The sequence below is a fragment of the Parasedimentitalea nitratireducens genome, assembly GCF_057444295.1.
Window position 1 is genome coordinate 291,446 of sequence record NZ_JBYAXC010000003.1, and the last position, 15,374, is coordinate 306,819.

A 15,374-nucleotide genomic window follows, 5' to 3' on the forward strand; every position below is an offset into this window, starting at 1 on the left:
TTTTCTTTTGCACATTTGAAAAGATGACTGTCAGTGAAGCTTCTTGCGGATCAGGCGCACTGCCAGCCAGACCAATGCCACCACCGGCAGCGTAATCGCAGCAGTCAGTGTGCCCTTGCTAACCCCCAACATCTGCGCCATCGGATAGGCCGCATAGGACACCAGAGAGACGCCGTAGTAGCTGATAGCAACCACAGACAGACCCTCAACCGTTGTTTGCAGTCTCAGCGCCTGATCTGCACGCCGATCCATGCTTTCCAGCAGCGCCTGGTTCTGCGCACTGCGTTCCACATCCACGCGGGTTCGAAACAGCTCCCCTGCCCTGCGTGCCCTGTCAGCCAGTGCGGCCAGGCGTTCCTCGGTTGATTTCACCGTTCGCATCGCGGGCTCATAACGGCGCAGCATGAAGTCAGCAAAGGTCTGGTAACCCTCGTATCGCTCCTCGCGCAGCATGTGGATCCGTTGGTTCACCAACGCCTCATAAGCCCCAGTGGCGGCAAAGCGAAACGCCGCACGCACGCCCATCGATTCCAGTTCGGCCGAAATGGTCAGCAACTGCGACAGTGTCTGTTCTGCCGTTTCCTGCCCGGCGGTCATTTCCATCATCATCTCGGTCAGGTGGGTATCGAGCCCGCCAATTGACGGCGACAACCCCCGTGCACGGGAGAATCCCAACATCGACATGGCACGATAAGTTTCAATCTCACAAAGCCGCTGCACCACCCGGCCGATCCGACTGGTTTCGGTGTCTTTGTTGGCAAACAGTGCAAAGCGCATGTGGCCAGCTGGATCAATCCGGAAATCCCCCGCGACCACCGTGCTGTCATCCAGCACGCTAGAGACAGCAAGGCTCTCGGGTACAAACCAATCGTCCAGTGACTTCGCAAGTTTCTTTTCGGCAGGTCGTGGCTCAACCCGAACAATCAGCGAAGTCACCCGTTGACCAGGGGCTTGTTCCAGCCATTCGGACGGGAATACCTCAAAATCAACCGGGTCAAAGGCACGCGCGCTCACCCCAGCCGAATAGACCATGTAACTGACAAACTCGGTATGCTGTTCCCATTTCAGCATATGCCGCCCGATCTGGGCAGAATGATGGGTGGCACCCGGCTTGGGATGCGGTGCGCCATGGCGGTCTAACAGGTCGATCAGATGTTCCAGATCTCTGGCTCGATCCCGGTGCACTGCCTCTTGCGGCTGCTTGATCGCCAGATAGACCACCGTGCTTGGGCTCGACATATTGGGAAAGGGCCGCGCATGCAGCTCGTTGGCAAGCTGATAGCGCAATGGGTGGTCTTGGATCGGTGGCATCTTAGGCTCCTGATTGAACCCGCAGAATAGATGCCCCCCAAATATCTGTACAGAAACCTTTTATTTCAGCATGTTACCGGGATGCGATCGCATACTGAACATTTTTCCAACTAAACTCGACCCTTAGCTTAACTGCGTAGGACCCCCTTATTTATTCCATAAAATATCCAATAGCTTCAAAACGTCGCACATTCCCGTAAAACAGAAAAAGGCGCCCAAACAGAGCGCCTTTTCCAAACTGATTTGCCGAGCGATCAGTTGATCATCGTCAGCAGCGTATCCAGGCTGGCCTTGGCATCGCCATAGAACATCCGGGTGTTGTCTTTAAAGAACAGCGGGTTCTCGATGCCAGAATAACCGGTGCCCTGCCCGCGCTTAGACACAAACACCTGTTTCGCCTTCCAGCACTCCAGAACCGGCATGCCGGCGATGGGGCTGTTGGGGTCTTCCTGTGCGGCCGGGTTCACGATGTCATTGGAGCCAATCACGATGGCAACATCCGTTTCCGGGAAGTCATCGTTGATCTCGTCCATTTCCATCACGATGTCATAAGGCACCTTGGCCTCAGCCAAGAGAACATTCATGTGGCCCGGCAAACGACCCGCCACCGGGTGGATGGCAAAACGCACATTCTTATCCATAGCGCGCAAACGGCGGGTCAGTTCCGCCACGTTCTGCTGCGCCTGTGCTACCGCCATGCCGTAACCCGGGATGATGACAACGCTATCGGCCTCGTTCAGGGCCGTGGCCACGCCATCAGCGTCGATTGCAATCTGCTCGCCGTCAATCTCCATTGCTGGGCCCGATGTGCCACCAAATCCGCCAAGGATAACTGAGACAAACGAGCGGTTCATCGCTTTACACATGATGTAGGACAGGATCGCACCAGACGAGCCGACCAAGGCCCCAACCACGATCAACAGATCATTGCCTAGCGAGAAACCAATCGCCGCTGCAGCCCAGCCGGAATAGCTGTTCAGCATCGACACAACCACCGGCATGTCAGCGCCACCGATACCCATAATCAGGTGATAGCCAATGAACAGGGCCGCCAGTGTCATCAGGAACAGCGGGAAGAAGCCACCGGTGTTGAAGTACCAGATCAATGTGATCAATGACAAACCAGCAGCAGCAGCGTTCAGCGCGTGGCCACCCGGCAGCTTGGTCGCTGTCGAGGTGAGCTTGCCCGCCAGCTTGCCATAGGCCACCACCGAACCAGTAAAGGTAACCGCCCCGATAAAGATGCCAAGGAACAGCTCAACCCGCAGAATGCCGATCTCAACACCGTCTTTTTTAGCCAACAATGCGGCAAAGCCTTCCAGCGCCTTCTTGGCTGTATCGTCCATTGCCAGCACGCGGCCCAGCTCGATATGGGCGATAAAGCCAACAAAGACAGCCGCCAAACCAACCAACGAGTGCATCGCTGCCACCAGTTCCGGCATCTGGGTCATCTGCACCCGAGTGGCCAGATTATAGCCAATAAAGCCACCGGCCGGGATCAGCAGGATCGAAACCCACCACAGGCCAGCACCGGGACCAATCAGGGTGGCAAACACTGCCAGCCCCATGCCAACGATACCGTACCATACGGCACGTTTTGCACTTTCCTGCCCCGACAGACCGCCCAGGCTCAGGATGAAAAGAACAGCCGCAACAACGTAAGCGGCAGTTGTAAATCCAAAATCCATTATCCTCTACTCCTTAGGATTTCTGGAACATGGCGAGCATGCGCCGTGTCACGAGGAAGCCGCCAAAAATGTTGATCCCGGTCATAAAGACCGACAGCGCGGCAAGGAGGATCACCAGGAACGAGCCTGAGCCAATTTGCATCAGCGCGCCCAGAATGATGATCGAGGAAATCGCATTGGTCACCGCCATCAGCGGCGTGTGCAGCGAGTGCGCCACATTCCAGATCACTTGGAAGCCAACAAACACCGCCAAAACAAACACGATGAAGTGCTGCATAAAGCTGGCAGGCGCCACCAGACCAACGCCCAGCAACAGCACCGCACCCACGGTCAGCAATGTCACCTGGTTCTTGGTTTGCTGCTTGAACTCAGCAACTTCCAGCGCGCGTTTTTCTTCCGCCGTCAGCTCCGGAACGGTCTCCTTGGGCTTGGCCGCAATCGCCTGCACCTTGGGTGGTGGCGGCGGGAAAGTGATCTCTTTTTCAAAAGTCACGGTTGCGCCGCGGATCACGTCGTCTTCCATGTCGTGATTGATCTGGCCGTCTTTTTCAGGGGTTAGATCAGTCATCATGTGACGAATGTTGGTCGCGTACAGGGTCGAGGACTGCGCTGCCATACGGGATGGGAAGTCGGTGTAGCCGATGATAGTCACACCGTTTTCGGTGACGATCTTTTCGTCCATCACGGTCAGCTTACAGTTGCCACCCTTTTCCGCCGCCAGATCAACGATAACCGAACCAGGCTTCATCGCAGCGACCATATCTTCGGTCCACAGCTCCGGTGCTTCGCGGTTCGGGATCAGCGCGGTAGTGATGACGATATCCACCTCTGGCGCCAATTCGCGGAACTTGGCCAGCTGTGCTTCGCGGAATTCCGGGCTGGAAACGGACGCATAACCACCCGAGGCCGCTCCATCGGCTTGATCTTCCTCAAAGTCCAGATAGACGAACTCGGCACCCATCGATTCAACCTGCTCGGCCACTTCGGGCCGCACGTCAAACGCCAGGGTAATCGCACCCAGCGAGGTCGAGGTGCCAATGGCGGCCAGACCAGCCACACCAGCGCCAACCACCAGAACCTTGGCTGGTGGTACCTTACCCGCAGCGGTGATTTGCCCGGTAAAGAAGCGGCCAAAGTTGTTGCCCGCCTCGATCACCGCACGGTAACCGGCGATATTGGCCATCGACGACAGCGCATCCATTTTCTGGGCACGGGAAATACGTGGCACCATTTCCATGGCGATCACATTCGCGCCCTTGGATTTAGCCAGCTCCATGCCCTCTTCGTTCCCAGCCGGGTTAAAGAAGGAGATCAGGGTTTTGCCCTTGGTCATCCGTTTCAGCTCAACCACGGTGGGCTGACGGACTTTGGCAACGATATCGACAGACTTCCACAGCGCCGCCGGGGTTTTGATGATCTCAACCCCCGCATCCACATAAGTCGTATCCGAGAACCCAGCAGCCGCACCGGCCCCGGTCTCGATCGCGCAGTCATAGCCCAGTTTTTGCAACTGGCGCGCAGAATCGGGCGTCATCGCAACGCGTGCTTCGCCCTCAAAACTCTCTTTTGGCGTTCCTATTTTCACCGTATCGGTCCCCCTCGGCTTGACCGTGTCCGCACCCAGCAGGTACGGATCGCAATAATTTTCTTTAGCGCGCGCAACATAATTGCGCAAGCGTTTCGCTGCGTCGCGGCATTATTCTCCAGCAACGCCGTAGTTCCGCTACACCCATCGACGGGTGTTCTGCTCGTATCTAGCCCAATCCGCACGAAAAGTGCGCCGCAGTCTGTCTTCTTCCCGAAGGATAAAACCACGTTCCAGGATCCAAACAAAGATCGGAATAAGCGGCAGCGACAGCACCGCATCAAACCGCAGAATCAACCCCGCCAGGATCAGCACGTCGCCCAGATAGATCGGATTGCGCGTCCGGCTAAAGATCCCGCTTTGCACCAGATGTGTCGGCGTTTTGTGTGGCACAACCGTTGTTTGGTTGCGACGCATCTCGTGAATGGCCAACAAAGCAAGGATGATCCCCGCACCAATCAGCAATCCCGCCAGCAAGTCTGCCCAGGCCCCGCCAAAGCTGAGCCCAAAGGGAAACCAGACCGATTGAGTCCAGGACAACATGACGCAGCCCAACAGCCACACAGGTGGTGTGTGTATCCAGCGCATCAACTGCCCGGCCCCAATTGGTTTTTTAAAAACCCCTCAAACATTTCGCCTACATGCCCCTTCTGCAGCCTTCCGGTCCAGAGCCTATCGTCATTTTGCGCCAAATAGGGACATTATGCCCAACATATGCGGAAACGACGAATCTCTTCCCGATTGCGGCATGATCCTGCACATATTGGGAAAAATGCCTACGTATACTTTGGCATGCAGCGTGTGGTTGCGTGTAGCTCGGCTTCAAATTTGCGCCATCCAACCCACTTATGACGGGACGGCCTTGTTGCCACTCCTTGTGGGGTGGCTAGGTTGGTCGCAACTTTGGAGGAGAATGCATTCATGACACTCGACGGCAAACACGCACTGGTTACAGGCGGCGGAACTGGCATTGGCTTGGCAATCGCCCGTGCACTGGCAGATCAAGGGGCCCAAGTAACCATCACTGGTCGACGGGCCGAGGTTCTGGAAAAGGAAGCAGGTAACGGTCTGCACGCAGTTCAGATGGATGTGGCAAATGAAGCCTCGGTTGTTGATGGCGTTGCCCAGGCGGTTGAAGCGCGCGGTCCTATCCAGATCTGTGTGCCCAACGCCGGTATCGCCGAAGGTGGCGCTTTACACCAAACTGACATGGCATTCTGGCGCAATATGATGGCCATCAATGTCGATGGCTGTTTCCTAACCATCCGCGAATGCCTCAAATCCATGCATACCACCGACTGGGGCCGCGTGATTGCGGTGTCTTCAATTGCGGGCCTCAAGGGACTAAGGGGCGGCAGCTGCTACACCGCCAGCAAGCACGCCATGGTTGGCATGATCCGCGCCTTGGCTGCCGATTATGCAGGCAAGCCTTATTCATTTAATGCCATATGCCCAGGCTATGTAGATACAAACATCATACCGCAGAACATCGAAAAAATCATGAAACGGACCGGCAAAAGCGAAGAAGAAGCAATGCAGGTTATGGTTGGCGCCAATCCACATGGTCGGCTGATCACCCCCGAAGAAGTTGCAGATGCTGCACTTTTCCTTTGTGGCCCCAACTCCGGGTCGGTCAATGGCCAGGCCTTGCAGATATCCGGCGGAGAAATGTAATGGACCGCGCCGCCTTCAACATCTTTTGCGCCGCCATGCCCGCCACCAGTCATGTGGTACAATGGGGCAATGCAGATGTGTGGAAGGTCGGCACCAAAGTCTTTGCCATCTGCGGCTGGGCCGATGGGCGCGATGCCTTTACCTTCAAAGTGACCGAAATCGCCTTTGAAGTGCTACAAGAACAGCCTGGCATCCGCCCCGCCCCCTATCTGGCCTCGCGCGGCATGAAATGGCTGCAACACTATGACGACCCGGGCCTGTCAGACACTGAGTTACGCCGCCACATCGAGATTTCCTATGATTTGGTGGCGGTCGGCCTCTCCAAAAAGAAACGGCTTGAACTGGGCATTCCAGATCCCAAGCACAAGTAGCCCGGCCACTCTGCTTTCGCAGCGTCCGCTTGCCAGATAAGTCTGTTCAGGCAGGCTCTGCTACCGGAACATCCACTGGTTTGATCAGAGTCGCCAAATAGGCCCGGGTTTCCTCATCCCAATCCGCAGGGTCTTCCCCGTGCGCAAATTCCGCGTGAAGCTTGACTAATTTCCAGACTTCCGTCTTCGATTCAGCAACCAAACTGGCAGGACAATCTTCCATCCCTTGGCATTCCCGGCAGGCGTAGGAGTAAGCATTAGACATATTCAACTCTCCTCATGTTACTTGTTAAGAGTTAGCGCCGATCCGGAATTTGACGAGTGCTTAGTTTGACTAGACAGCTCACTTTTCCTTGGCTACACAATGGAAAAGCTTTAAGCTTGAAGCATTCAGTATCAGTGAGGCCCCCATGACCGACTTTGCCGCCACCAAGGCCCTGTTCCACTTACCCGAAGGTATGATTTACCTCGACGGCAACTCACTGGGACCACTGCCAGTTGCCGCCAGCAAGCGGGTTGGCGACATGATGCAGAATGAATGGGGCGAAATGCTGATCACCGGCTGGAACAAGGCCGGGTGGATGCAGAAATCGGTCGATCTGGGCAACCGCATTGGCCGCCTGATTGGGGCAGAGCCGGGCCATGTGGTGATGGGGGACACCCTGTCGATCAAGGTCTATCAAGCTGTCGCTGCGGCACTTGAACTGAACCCTACCCGCCAAGTGGTGCTGTCGGACAACGGCAACTTCCCCACCGATCTCTATATGGCCGATGGCTTGCTGCGCTCACTAGGTGACGATTACGAGCTGCGCATAGTGAACCCCGAGGATGTCGCCGCAAACTTGACCGATGACATCGCGGTTCTGATGCTGACCGAGGTCGACTATCGCACCGGCCGCAAACACGACATGAAATCCCTGACCAAACAGGCACAGGCCAAGGGCATTATCACTGTCTGGGATCTCGCCCATACGGCAGGAGCCCTGCCGGTGGATCTGGCAGGTTGCAACGCCGACCTTGCGGTGGGTTGCACCTACAAATACCTCAACGGTGGTCCCGGCGCGCCTGCCTTTATTTATGTCTCACCACGTCACGCTGACACCGTCCGCCCAGCCCTGTCCGGTTGGCTGGGGCACGAATCTCCCTTTGCCTTTGATCTCGACTACCGCCCGGCCCCCGGTGTGGAACGCATGCGGGTCGGCACCCCGCCGGTGTTGCAACTCACCGCGCTCGACGCGGCAATGGACATCTGGGACATGGCTGACATGGCTGACGTGCGCGCCAAGTCCATCGAACTCTGTGATCTGTTCATCGCGGAAGTCGAGACCAAGTGTCCCGAGCTTACACTTGCCAGCCCCCGCGACGGCCAACAGCGCGGCAGCCAAGTGTCGTTCAAATTCCACGAAGGCTATGCCGCGATGCAGGCTGTTATTGCCCGTGGCGTCATCGGTGACTTCCGCGCGCCAGATATCATGCGTTTTGGCTTCACGCCGCTCTACATTGATGAGGCAGACGTGCGCGCCGCCGTAGCCATCATCGCCGATGTGATGAACAGCAATCTCTGGGACCGCCCAGAATACAAAATCCGCGCCGCGGTGACATGAGTGTTACAATACGAGCATATCAGCCTGATGATGCCGAAACGCTCTACTCTATTTTCTTCGAGGCCATCCATGACGGCACCAGCGGTCACTATAGCAAAGCACAACAACAGGCCTGGGCCCCTTGGGCTGACATGCCGGACTGATGGCCCGACCGTCTCGCCGAGCTCGAAGTCTGGGTCGCACAAGCTGACAGCGAGATTGCTGGCTTCATGTGTGCATCCCCCCAAGGCTACATTGACTTTGCCTACGTGCGCTCCCGCTGGATGGGTCGCTCTGTGGCGCAGGCTCTCTATGACATCACCCTTGAACGGGCGCGTGGGCGCAATCTGACCCGATTGACGACCCATGCCAGCCTGATGGCGCGGCCCTTCTTTGCCCGTCAGGGGTGGCAGGTTGATGAAATGGAAATAGTTGACAGAAACGGCGAGCAGCTAAAGCGCTTTGCCATGTCACTGACATTGGAAGCCTCTCATGAGCAAACCCTATGACCCGTCCAAAGACGGCGCTGAAATGAACTTCAAGGATCGCATGTCTTATGGCGACTACCTATCGCTGGACACGATCCTGGAGTCCCAGAAAACCTGGACCGACACCCATGATGAAATGCTCTTCATCATTCAGCACCAGACATCCGAGCTGTGGATGCGGCTTGCCATTCACGAGCTGAACGCCGCCCGCACCTGCCTGCTGGATGGCAAAACACGGCAAGCATTCAAGATGCTGTCTCGCCTGTCACGGATATTCGAACAGCTGAACTCGGCCTGGGACGTTCTGCGCACCATGACGCCCTCCGACTATACTGCCTTTCGCGATGCCCTTGGGCAAAGTTCGGGCTTTCAGTCACACCAGTATCGCCAGATTGAATTCATGCTCGGCAACCGTAACAAGGCGATGCTGAAACCGCATTCCCACCGCCCGGAACTGGTTGACTTACTTCAGGACGAACTGAAACAGCCGTCTATGTATGACGTTGCCCTTCGAGCCCTTTCAACAAGCTTCCCTCTTCCAGATGAAGTGCTAAGCCGCCCACTCGAGGAAACACATCAGCCGCATTCTGCGGTCCAATCCGCCTGGACAGAAGTCTACCGCGACCCGGAAACGCATTGGGAACTCTACGAGCTGGCGGAAAAACTGGTCGATCTCGAAGACTACTTCCGCCGCTGGCGCTTCAACCACGTCACCACGGTGGAACGGGTGATCGGCTTCAAACGAGGCACCGGTGGCACCGGCGGCGTCAGCTATCTGAAACGGATGCTGGCGGTCGAACTGTTCCCAGAACTCTGGCACCTGCGCACTGAACTTTAACTGAGAAAAGATCACCCGAAGTCAAAGAGCTGAGGGCGGTGCCTGACCTTAGGGAGTTGCAAAGCGCCTTCCCACGGGGAAGGTCAGACGCGGCCCGGCGTACCGCCGGACGATGAGATTTTAGTTCAATGGTGCAAGCCAGATTGACACTTTAGTCAGGCCGTAGCGCCGCCCCAAACAACGCCGCCAGCTGTGCCACACCCGAGGCATAGCTGGCGTAGTCCTGTGAGGTATGCTTGATCCCCTTCATGGCCGAACAAAACACACGCGCGATGTTGTCCACCTCTCCGGGCAAAGACACCCGGCCCGCCGCAGCTTCCTCAGCAAGCCACCTTACGTAAAGCTGGCGCAGCGCCGCTTCGCCCTCTTCAATCGCCTCACCCGCTGCACTCATCCCAACCTCGAAAAGCTCCAGCCCATGCGGTGAATCCATCATCGCTTGCATGGCCGACCCGCCTTGCGCCGCAAAAGCCGCGCTCAGACGGTCTTGCAGACTTCCAACCGTCGCCAGCGCCCCGGCCACTGTCTCCAGAGCCAACCCATAGTGGCCCGCCACCAGCCCGGCAAAGATCGCCTCTTTGTTGCGGTAATGCAGATACAGCGCCGGGCGCGACATGCCCGCCCCACGCGCAATGTCATCCATTGATGTCTTGCGAAATCCATAGGTGGAAAACGCCGCCCAGGCGGATTCCAAGATCGCTTGCTGTTTCGGGTCTGTACTTGCCTTGATCATAAATCCGCTTCTGACAGTTTTGCCAAAATTTGTCAATTGACACCCTGACACTTTACATTCATTTTGTCAGAAACGCACAAAGCCGAGAGAGTTCCGCCATGTCGACAAATCTACGCATCAACGGAAAATCCCATCAGGTCGATTTACCTGACGACGTCCCGCTGCTCTGGGTGCTGCGAGATGAGGTTGGCCTGACCGGCACCAAATACGGCTGCGGTGTTGCCGCCTGTGGCGCCTGCACCGTGCATATCAACGGCGATGCGGTGCGGTCCTGTCAGACCACGCTTGGCGACGTTGACGGCGAGATCACCACCATCGAAGGCCTCGGCAAACCCGACAACATGGCCGCAATCCAACAGGCTTGGGTCGACCACCAAGTTGCCCAATGCGGCTACTGCCAATCCGGACAAATCATGCAAGCCGCCAGCCTTTTGGCCGAAAACCCAACACCAACTGACGCAGAGATCGACGAGGCCATGCAAGGCAACCTCTGCCGTTGTGGCACCTACCCCCGTATCCGCGCCGCCGTACACGCCGCCGCACAAAAAATGCAGGAGGCTTGATCCATGGCCAGCATTGGTAAAATCGCCCGCCGCACCTTCCTGATCGGTTCTGCTGCCATCGTTGGCGGCGTCGCCTTTGGCGCTTATTACGTCAGCCGCCCTGCTCCCAACCCTTTGAAACCTGGCGAGGGCGAGGCCGCGCTGAACCCCTTTGTGCTGATCGACCAACAGGGCGTCACCCTCTTTGCGCCGCGCGCAGAAATGGGCCAAGGGGTCAAAACCACCTGGGCCGCGCTGATAGCCGAAGAGCTGGATGTCGAGCTGGAAGACGTGCGCGTCTTACACGGCCCCGCCGCCAGAGCCTATTACAACAGCGCCTTCATGGCCGACGCCCTGCCCAACCGAGGCTATGACGTCAGCGATTTCCAGCATTCCGTTGGCGAAGCCTTGGGCGTGCTGGGCCGGACCCTAAACATGCAGGGCACTGGTGGCTCCACTTCGATGAAGGATGGCTTCAAGCGTATGCGGCAAGCCGGGGCCACCGCCCGCGAAACTCTAAAACAGGCCGCCGCCAACCGCCTTGGCCTCAGCCGCGACCAGCTGACCACAGCCAAGGGCATGGTTCAGGCCCCCGATGGCACCGCTCTCAGCTATTCCGAACTGGCACTTGACGCCGCCAAGCTCGATCCGGTTGAACCCGATCTGCGCCCGCGCAGCAAGTGGCGGTTGCTGGGCAAAAACCAGCCCCGCATCGACATGGTGGAAAAAGCCACAGGTACGGCAGAATTTGGCATCGACGTGCGCCTGCCCGGCATGAAATTCTCCTCGGTCCGCATGAACCCGCGTCTGGGTGGCGGCATGAACAGCTTTGATGCAACCGAAGCCAAGGCCATGCCCGGCGTCGAGCAAATCGTCGACATGGGCGACGGTGTCGCCGTGGTGGCCAGCAATACTTGGATTGCGATGCAGGCGGTCGAGGCAATCCAGATCGACTGGCAAGAGGCCCCCTACCCGCCCGAGACTGATCAGATCTTTGCCGAGATCGCCAAGGCCTTTGACGACTCACCAAACTCAACCATGCGTGATGATGGCGACGTGGACCAACTTCCCCAAGGCGCCGTGGAAATCAGTGCCGAGTATCAGGTCCCCTATCTGGCCCACGCCACCATGGAGCCGATGAACGCCACCGCGCTGTTCGAAGGGGATAAACTCTCGGTCTGGTGTGGCAACCAGATGCCCACTATTCACCAGTGGAAATGCGCGGCCGAGGCTGGGCTGGAAACGGAACAGGTCGACATCCACACCACCTATCTGGGTGGAGGCTTTGGACGCCGGGTTGAGCTGGACTTCTCGATCCTCGCCACCCGACTGGCCAAACAGATGCCCGGCGTTCCGGTGCAGCTCACCTGGTCACGCGAAGAAGACATGCGTCACGACTTCTACCGCCCCGGTGCCATCGCCCGCCTACGTGGTGCGGTCAAAGACGGCTCGGCAGTACTTTTGGATGGCCAGGTCGCCGCCGCCTCACCTGTAACTCAATTTATGGACCGGATCGCTGGCCTGCCCGCTGGCGGCCCCGACAAGGTTCATGTCGAAGGCTTCTTTAACCCACCCTACGCCATCCCCAACTTCCGCATGAGCGGGCATCTGAGTGACATTCAGATCCCAGTTGGCTTCTGGCGCTCGGTTGGCAACTCTTTCAACGGCTTCTTTGTCGAAAGCTTCCTCGATGAAATGGCCCACAAGGCTAGCACCGACCCGATGGAGTTCCGCCTAGAACTCGCGCGTAAGGAATGGGCCCCAGCCGCAAGTGTGCTTGAGGCGGTCAAAGAGATGTCCGGCTGGACGGGTCAAACCCCGGATGGCGTCGGTCGCGGCGTGGCCATGTGTTACAGCTTTGGAACCCCCGTCGCCCAAGTGATCGAGGTGGTTGACGAGGGCGGCACCATCCGTATCAGCAAGGCCTGGATTGCCTGCGACATGGGCCTGGCGCTGGATCCCGACATCGTTAAGGCACAGATGAGCGGCGGCATGGTCTATGGCCTGTCAGCGGCCTGTTTTGGCGAAATCACCTTTGCCGATGGCGAAGTCGAGCAAGGCAACTTCCCCGACTATGACGCCCTGCGGATGCACACCATGCCACAAACCGAGGTTCAGGTGCTGGAGACGCAAAAGCACATGGGTGGCGCAGGTGAACCCGGCACCCCTCCGGCGGCACCGGCCCTCGCCAATGCTCTGTTTGACCTCACCGGCAAACGGGCCCGTCGTCTGCCGCTGATGCATGATTTCGACCTGCTCGTATAAGCACCGAGCCCCATCAACACCCGGCGCGCCTCTCTTGGCGCGCCTTTTTAATGCGCGATCCAAATCCCAGCCCAGCAATTGCGGCATCCCTTGGGCACCCCGCCCTAAACTCTCCATTTTCAACACAAATTTCGGCCATGTGCCTCCTCTAACAAGGTTAACAAATCCCTAATGCCGCTTGTCGGCAGAGATCTGTTGAGGAAGAGCAATGCCAAGCGGCTATCTGGTATCACTGGGCGCGGACAACGCACTTGGGGTCGATGACATCATCGGCGGCCCTTGGACCTCGTTCACCACCGACACTGATTTGGGATCTGGAGAATGGATCTTCACCGGTACCGATGGCGGCTCTAGCTTTACTGACACAGTAGAACCCGGCCAATACCACCTTGCCACAGATGGCAGTGTGTACTTCATTCCAGCTTACGGCGAAGTCGATGTCCTGACGAGCGCCGATGTCGTCAGTGCGCCCAGCTATTCCCTAGTTCCTGACCACCAAGTGGATGGCACCTCTGGCGACGATGTCATCGACGGTAGCTATACCGATGGCGATGGCGACGGCATTAACGACACGGCTGACAATGCTGATCTTGTTTATGGCTACGCCGGTGCAGACGACATCCGCAGCGGCAGTGGAGACGACTGGGTCTACGGCGGTTCGGGCGATGACACGGTGCGGGCCGGCGGTGGCGACGATGTCATCTATGGCGATGGATCCGCCGCGAGCACCGAGTCTTTGAACTGGGACGCCCAGGGCAGCGATGAACAAGACGTCAGCGCAGGCTTTACCCAGACCACCGGACAAGTGGATGTCGCGGTCAGCTTCACAAATACAGGTGACAACAACCCGCAATTTTCGCTTGAAACCAGTGACACAATTTACGTGGCCCCCAGCGAAACCCTCAACGACACCTCGTCCCTTTACTTGTATGGCAATGGCAATGGTGCCACCTCGGCCACTACAATCGACTTTGCGGCCAACAGCAGCTCAGATGTATCAAACGAAGTCGAAAACGTCGTCTTCCGCATCAGCGACATCGACTTTGGTTCGGGCAATCACCGCGACGTGGTCACCGTCAACGCCTATGACGCCAACGGCACCCCGGTGACCGTCACCCTGTCCGTTGTCGACAATGGCTCCAACACTGATGTGGTCAGCGGCAACACTGTCACCGCAGGCGGTGCCGGAGAAAGCTCCTCAGACGCAACTGGCTCGGTACTGGTTGAAATCGCCGGTCCGGTTTCAAGCATCGAAATCATCTATGGAAACCAGCTCAGCGGCACTCAGGCGATTTGGGTCAGCGACATCTTCTTTGACACCATCGCCAATCCTCCCGGCGACGATGTCCTGAACGGAGGGTCGGGCGACGACAGCATTTACGGAGAAGGCGGCAGTGATCTGATCACCGGTGGTCGCGGCAGTGACCTTCTGGATGGCGGCGCTGGCAATGATACTCTGAACGCAGCCGAGGGCGACACAGCCCAAGGCGGCGACGGTGATGATGTGTTTGTCCTGACCGACCACGGCGAAGCTGGATCTGGCACAATCACCATTGTTGGTGGTGAAGGCGACGAAACCAACGGTGATACACTGAATCTGAACGGTCTGGCCGATCGCTCAACACTGAGCCTGACCACCAATGTTCCGGGGGAACTGGCGGGCACGGTTGAGCTGCTTGACGGCACTGTTGTCACCTTCTCGAATATTGAAAACATCATCTGCTTTACGCCCGGCACGCTGATCGATACCGCATATGGCCCGCGCCCGATCGAGTCTCTGGCCGTTGGTGATCTGATCGTCACCCGCGATAATGGCTTGCAGCCCCTGCGTTGGGTTGGCAGCCGCACCGTCGCGGCCAAGGGCAAGTTTGCACCGATTGAGATCGCCCCCTGCCTGCTGCCAGATGCCAATGCCTCGCTGCTGGTGTCGCCCCAGCACCGCATGCTGTGGAACGGCCCGCGCGCGCAAATGCTGTTTGGCACAGATGAGGTTCTGGTCGCAGCGCAGCATTTGCTGTCCAACCCCGCCGTCACCCGCCGGATAGGTGGCGCCGTTACCTATATGCACCTGATGCTGGACCAGCACGAGGTGATCTATGCCAATGGTGCCCCAACCGAGAGCTTCTATCCCGGTGACGAGGCCATGGGGGCGCTGACCGATCAGGGCCGGGATGAAATGTTCACCCTGTTCCCGGAACTGCGCAGCCACACAGGCGCGTTTGGCGACACCGCGCGTCTCTGTCTCAAGTCACACGAAGGCCTGCTGCTCGCGGCCTAAACAAAAACGCCGCAGCCC

At 57.7% G+C, this 15,374-nt stretch carries 14 protein-coding genes and 1 pseudogene; 9 read left to right on the forward strand and 6 right to left on the reverse strand.

What is annotated here, in order from left to right; all coding sequences use genetic code 11:
* Positions 1–30 precede the first annotated feature (30 nt).
* From AC2T28_RS12085 to AC2T28_RS12100, 4 genes are all read right to left on the reverse strand, one after another.
* Positions 31–1,311 (reverse strand): DUF3422 family protein, encoded by a 1,281-nt coding sequence (locus AC2T28_RS12085; RefSeq protein ID WP_486749246.1) that lies wholly within the window; start codon positions 1,309–1,311, stop codon positions 31–33.
* A gap of 254 nt (positions 1,312–1,565) precedes the next feature.
* Complete coding sequence (locus AC2T28_RS12090; RefSeq protein ID WP_486749247.1) at positions 1,566–2,999, reverse strand: NAD(P)(+) transhydrogenase (Re/Si-specific) subunit beta; 1,434 nt, start codon at positions 2,997–2,999, stop codon at positions 1,566–1,568.
* A gap of 13 nt (positions 3,000–3,012) precedes the next feature.
* Entirely contained in the window at positions 3,013–4,584 is a 1,572-nt protein-coding gene (locus AC2T28_RS12095) for a Re/Si-specific NAD(P)(+) transhydrogenase subunit alpha (RefSeq protein WP_486749248.1), read from the reverse strand.
* Between the two features lie 138 nt (positions 4,585–4,722).
* The gene (locus AC2T28_RS12100) at positions 4,723–5,172 is read right to left on the reverse strand and encodes a methyltransferase family protein (protein ID WP_486749249.1); all 450 of its coding nucleotides are present in this window, start codon (positions 5,170–5,172) and stop codon (positions 4,723–4,725) included.
* A gap of 333 nt (positions 5,173–5,505) precedes the next feature.
* On the opposite strand from AC2T28_RS12100, the gene AC2T28_RS12105 reads away from it, so the two are divergent.
* Both AC2T28_RS12105 and AC2T28_RS12110 read left to right on the forward strand, forming a co-directional pair.
* The gene (locus AC2T28_RS12105; protein ID WP_486749250.1) at positions 5,506–6,258 is read left to right on the forward strand and encodes an SDR family NAD(P)-dependent oxidoreductase; all 753 of its coding nucleotides are present in this window, start codon (positions 5,506–5,508) and stop codon (positions 6,256–6,258) included.
* Entirely contained in the window at positions 6,258–6,629 is a 372-nt protein-coding gene (locus tag AC2T28_RS12110; protein ID WP_486749251.1) for an MmcQ/YjbR family DNA-binding protein, read from the forward strand. The genes AC2T28_RS12105 and AC2T28_RS12110 overlap by 1 nt, the downstream gene beginning before the upstream one ends.
* A 46-nt stretch (positions 6,630–6,675) precedes the next feature.
* On the opposite strand, the gene AC2T28_RS12115 is transcribed toward AC2T28_RS12110, so the two are convergent.
* The gene (locus tag AC2T28_RS12115; protein ID WP_486749252.1) at positions 6,676–6,894 is read right to left on the reverse strand and encodes a DUF1059 domain-containing protein; all 219 of its coding nucleotides are present in this window, start codon (positions 6,892–6,894) and stop codon (positions 6,676–6,678) included.
* A 145-nt stretch (positions 6,895–7,039) separates the two neighbouring features.
* Between AC2T28_RS12115 and kynU the strand changes: the two genes are divergently transcribed.
* From kynU to kynA, 4 genes and pseudogenes are all read left to right on the forward strand, one after another.
* Positions 7,040–8,233 carry a kynureninase gene (kynU, locus tag AC2T28_RS12120; protein WP_486749253.1) on the forward strand — a complete coding sequence of 398 codons (1,194 nt, stop codon included), beginning with the start codon at positions 7,040–7,042 and terminating at the stop codon, positions 8,231–8,233.
* Positions 8,230–8,376, forward strand: coding sequence for a hypothetical protein (locus tag AC2T28_RS12125; RefSeq protein ID WP_486749254.1), 147 nt, complete (start codon positions 8,230–8,232; stop codon positions 8,374–8,376). Before kynU ends, AC2T28_RS12125 begins: the two co-directional genes overlap by 4 nt.
* Positions 8,377–8,409: 33 nt before the next feature.
* Positions 8,410–8,721, forward strand: a pseudogene (locus tag AC2T28_RS12130) (GNAT family N-acetyltransferase); the annotation flags it as partial.
* Positions 8,705–9,538 carry a tryptophan 2,3-dioxygenase gene (kynA, locus tag AC2T28_RS12135; RefSeq protein WP_486749255.1) on the forward strand — a complete coding sequence of 278 codons (834 nt, stop codon included), beginning with the start codon at positions 8,705–8,707 and terminating at the stop codon, positions 9,536–9,538. The pseudogene AC2T28_RS12130 and the gene kynA, both read left to right, overlap by 17 nt.
* Positions 9,539–9,689: 151 nt before the next feature.
* Here kynA and AC2T28_RS12140 read toward each other — a convergent pair whose 3' ends face one another.
* Positions 9,690–10,271: a TetR/AcrR family transcriptional regulator gene (locus AC2T28_RS12140; RefSeq protein ID WP_486749256.1), complete on the reverse strand. Its 582-nt coding sequence runs from the start codon at positions 10,269–10,271 to the stop codon at positions 9,690–9,692.
* 98 nt (positions 10,272–10,369) lie between these two features.
* On the opposite strand from AC2T28_RS12140, the gene AC2T28_RS12145 reads away from it, so the two are divergent.
* The 3 genes from AC2T28_RS12145 (at position 10,370) to AC2T28_RS12155 (ending at position 15,356) form a co-directional block, all read left to right on the forward strand.
* A complete protein-coding gene (locus AC2T28_RS12145) occupies positions 10,370–10,834 on the forward strand; it encodes a (2Fe-2S)-binding protein (RefSeq protein WP_486749257.1) in 465 nt (154 codons plus the stop codon).
* A gap of 3 nt (positions 10,835–10,837) precedes the next feature.
* On the forward strand, positions 10,838–13,078 hold the full coding sequence (locus tag AC2T28_RS12150; protein WP_486749258.1) for a xanthine dehydrogenase family protein molybdopterin-binding subunit: 2,241 nt from the start codon (positions 10,838–10,840) through the stop codon (positions 13,076–13,078).
* 208 nt (positions 13,079–13,286) lie between these two features.
* The gene (locus AC2T28_RS12155) at positions 13,287–15,356 is read left to right on the forward strand and encodes a Hint domain-containing protein (RefSeq protein WP_486749259.1); all 2,070 of its coding nucleotides are present in this window, start codon (positions 13,287–13,289) and stop codon (positions 15,354–15,356) included.
* Positions 15,357–15,374: the final 18 nt, after the last annotated feature.

Excerpts from the sequence above, each read along its gene's own strand:
- AC2T28_RS12115 (WP_486749252.1), bottom strand. The coding sequence starts at position 6,894 with ATGTCTAATGCTTACTCCTACGCCTGCCGGGAATGCCAAGGGATGGAA.
- AC2T28_RS12145 (WP_486749257.1), top strand. The coding sequence starts at position 10,370 with ATGTCGACAAATCTACGCATCAACGGAAAATCCCATCAGGTCGATTTA.
- kynU (WP_486749253.1), top strand. The coding sequence starts at position 7,040 with ATGACCGACTTTGCCGCCACCAAGGCCCTGTTCCACTTACCCGAAGGT.
- AC2T28_RS12150 (WP_486749258.1), top strand. The coding sequence starts at position 10,838 with ATGGCCAGCATTGGTAAAATCGCCCGCCGCACCTTCCTGATCGGTTCT.
- AC2T28_RS12090 (WP_486749247.1), bottom strand. The coding sequence starts at position 2,999 with ATGGATTTTGGATTTACAACTGCCGCTTACGTTGTTGCGGCTGTTCTT.
- AC2T28_RS12100 (WP_486749249.1), bottom strand. The coding sequence starts at position 5,172 with ATGCGCTGGATACACACACCACCTGTGTGGCTGTTGGGCTGCGTCATG.
- AC2T28_RS12110 (WP_486749251.1), top strand. The coding sequence starts at position 6,258 with ATGGACCGCGCCGCCTTCAACATCTTTTGCGCCGCCATGCCCGCCACC.
- AC2T28_RS12105 (WP_486749250.1), top strand. The coding sequence starts at position 5,506 with ATGACACTCGACGGCAAACACGCACTGGTTACAGGCGGCGGAACTGGC.
- AC2T28_RS12140 (WP_486749256.1), bottom strand. The coding sequence starts at position 10,271 with ATGATCAAGGCAAGTACAGACCCGAAACAGCAAGCGATCTTGGAATCC.
- AC2T28_RS12155 (WP_486749259.1), top strand. The coding sequence starts at position 13,287 with ATGCCAAGCGGCTATCTGGTATCACTGGGCGCGGACAACGCACTTGGG.
- kynA (WP_486749255.1), top strand. The coding sequence starts at position 8,705 with ATGAGCAAACCCTATGACCCGTCCAAAGACGGCGCTGAAATGAACTTC.
- AC2T28_RS12125 (WP_486749254.1), top strand. The coding sequence starts at position 8,230 with ATGAGTGTTACAATACGAGCATATCAGCCTGATGATGCCGAAACGCTC.
- AC2T28_RS12085 (WP_486749246.1), bottom strand. The coding sequence starts at position 1,311 with ATGCCACCGATCCAAGACCACCCATTGCGCTATCAGCTTGCCAACGAG.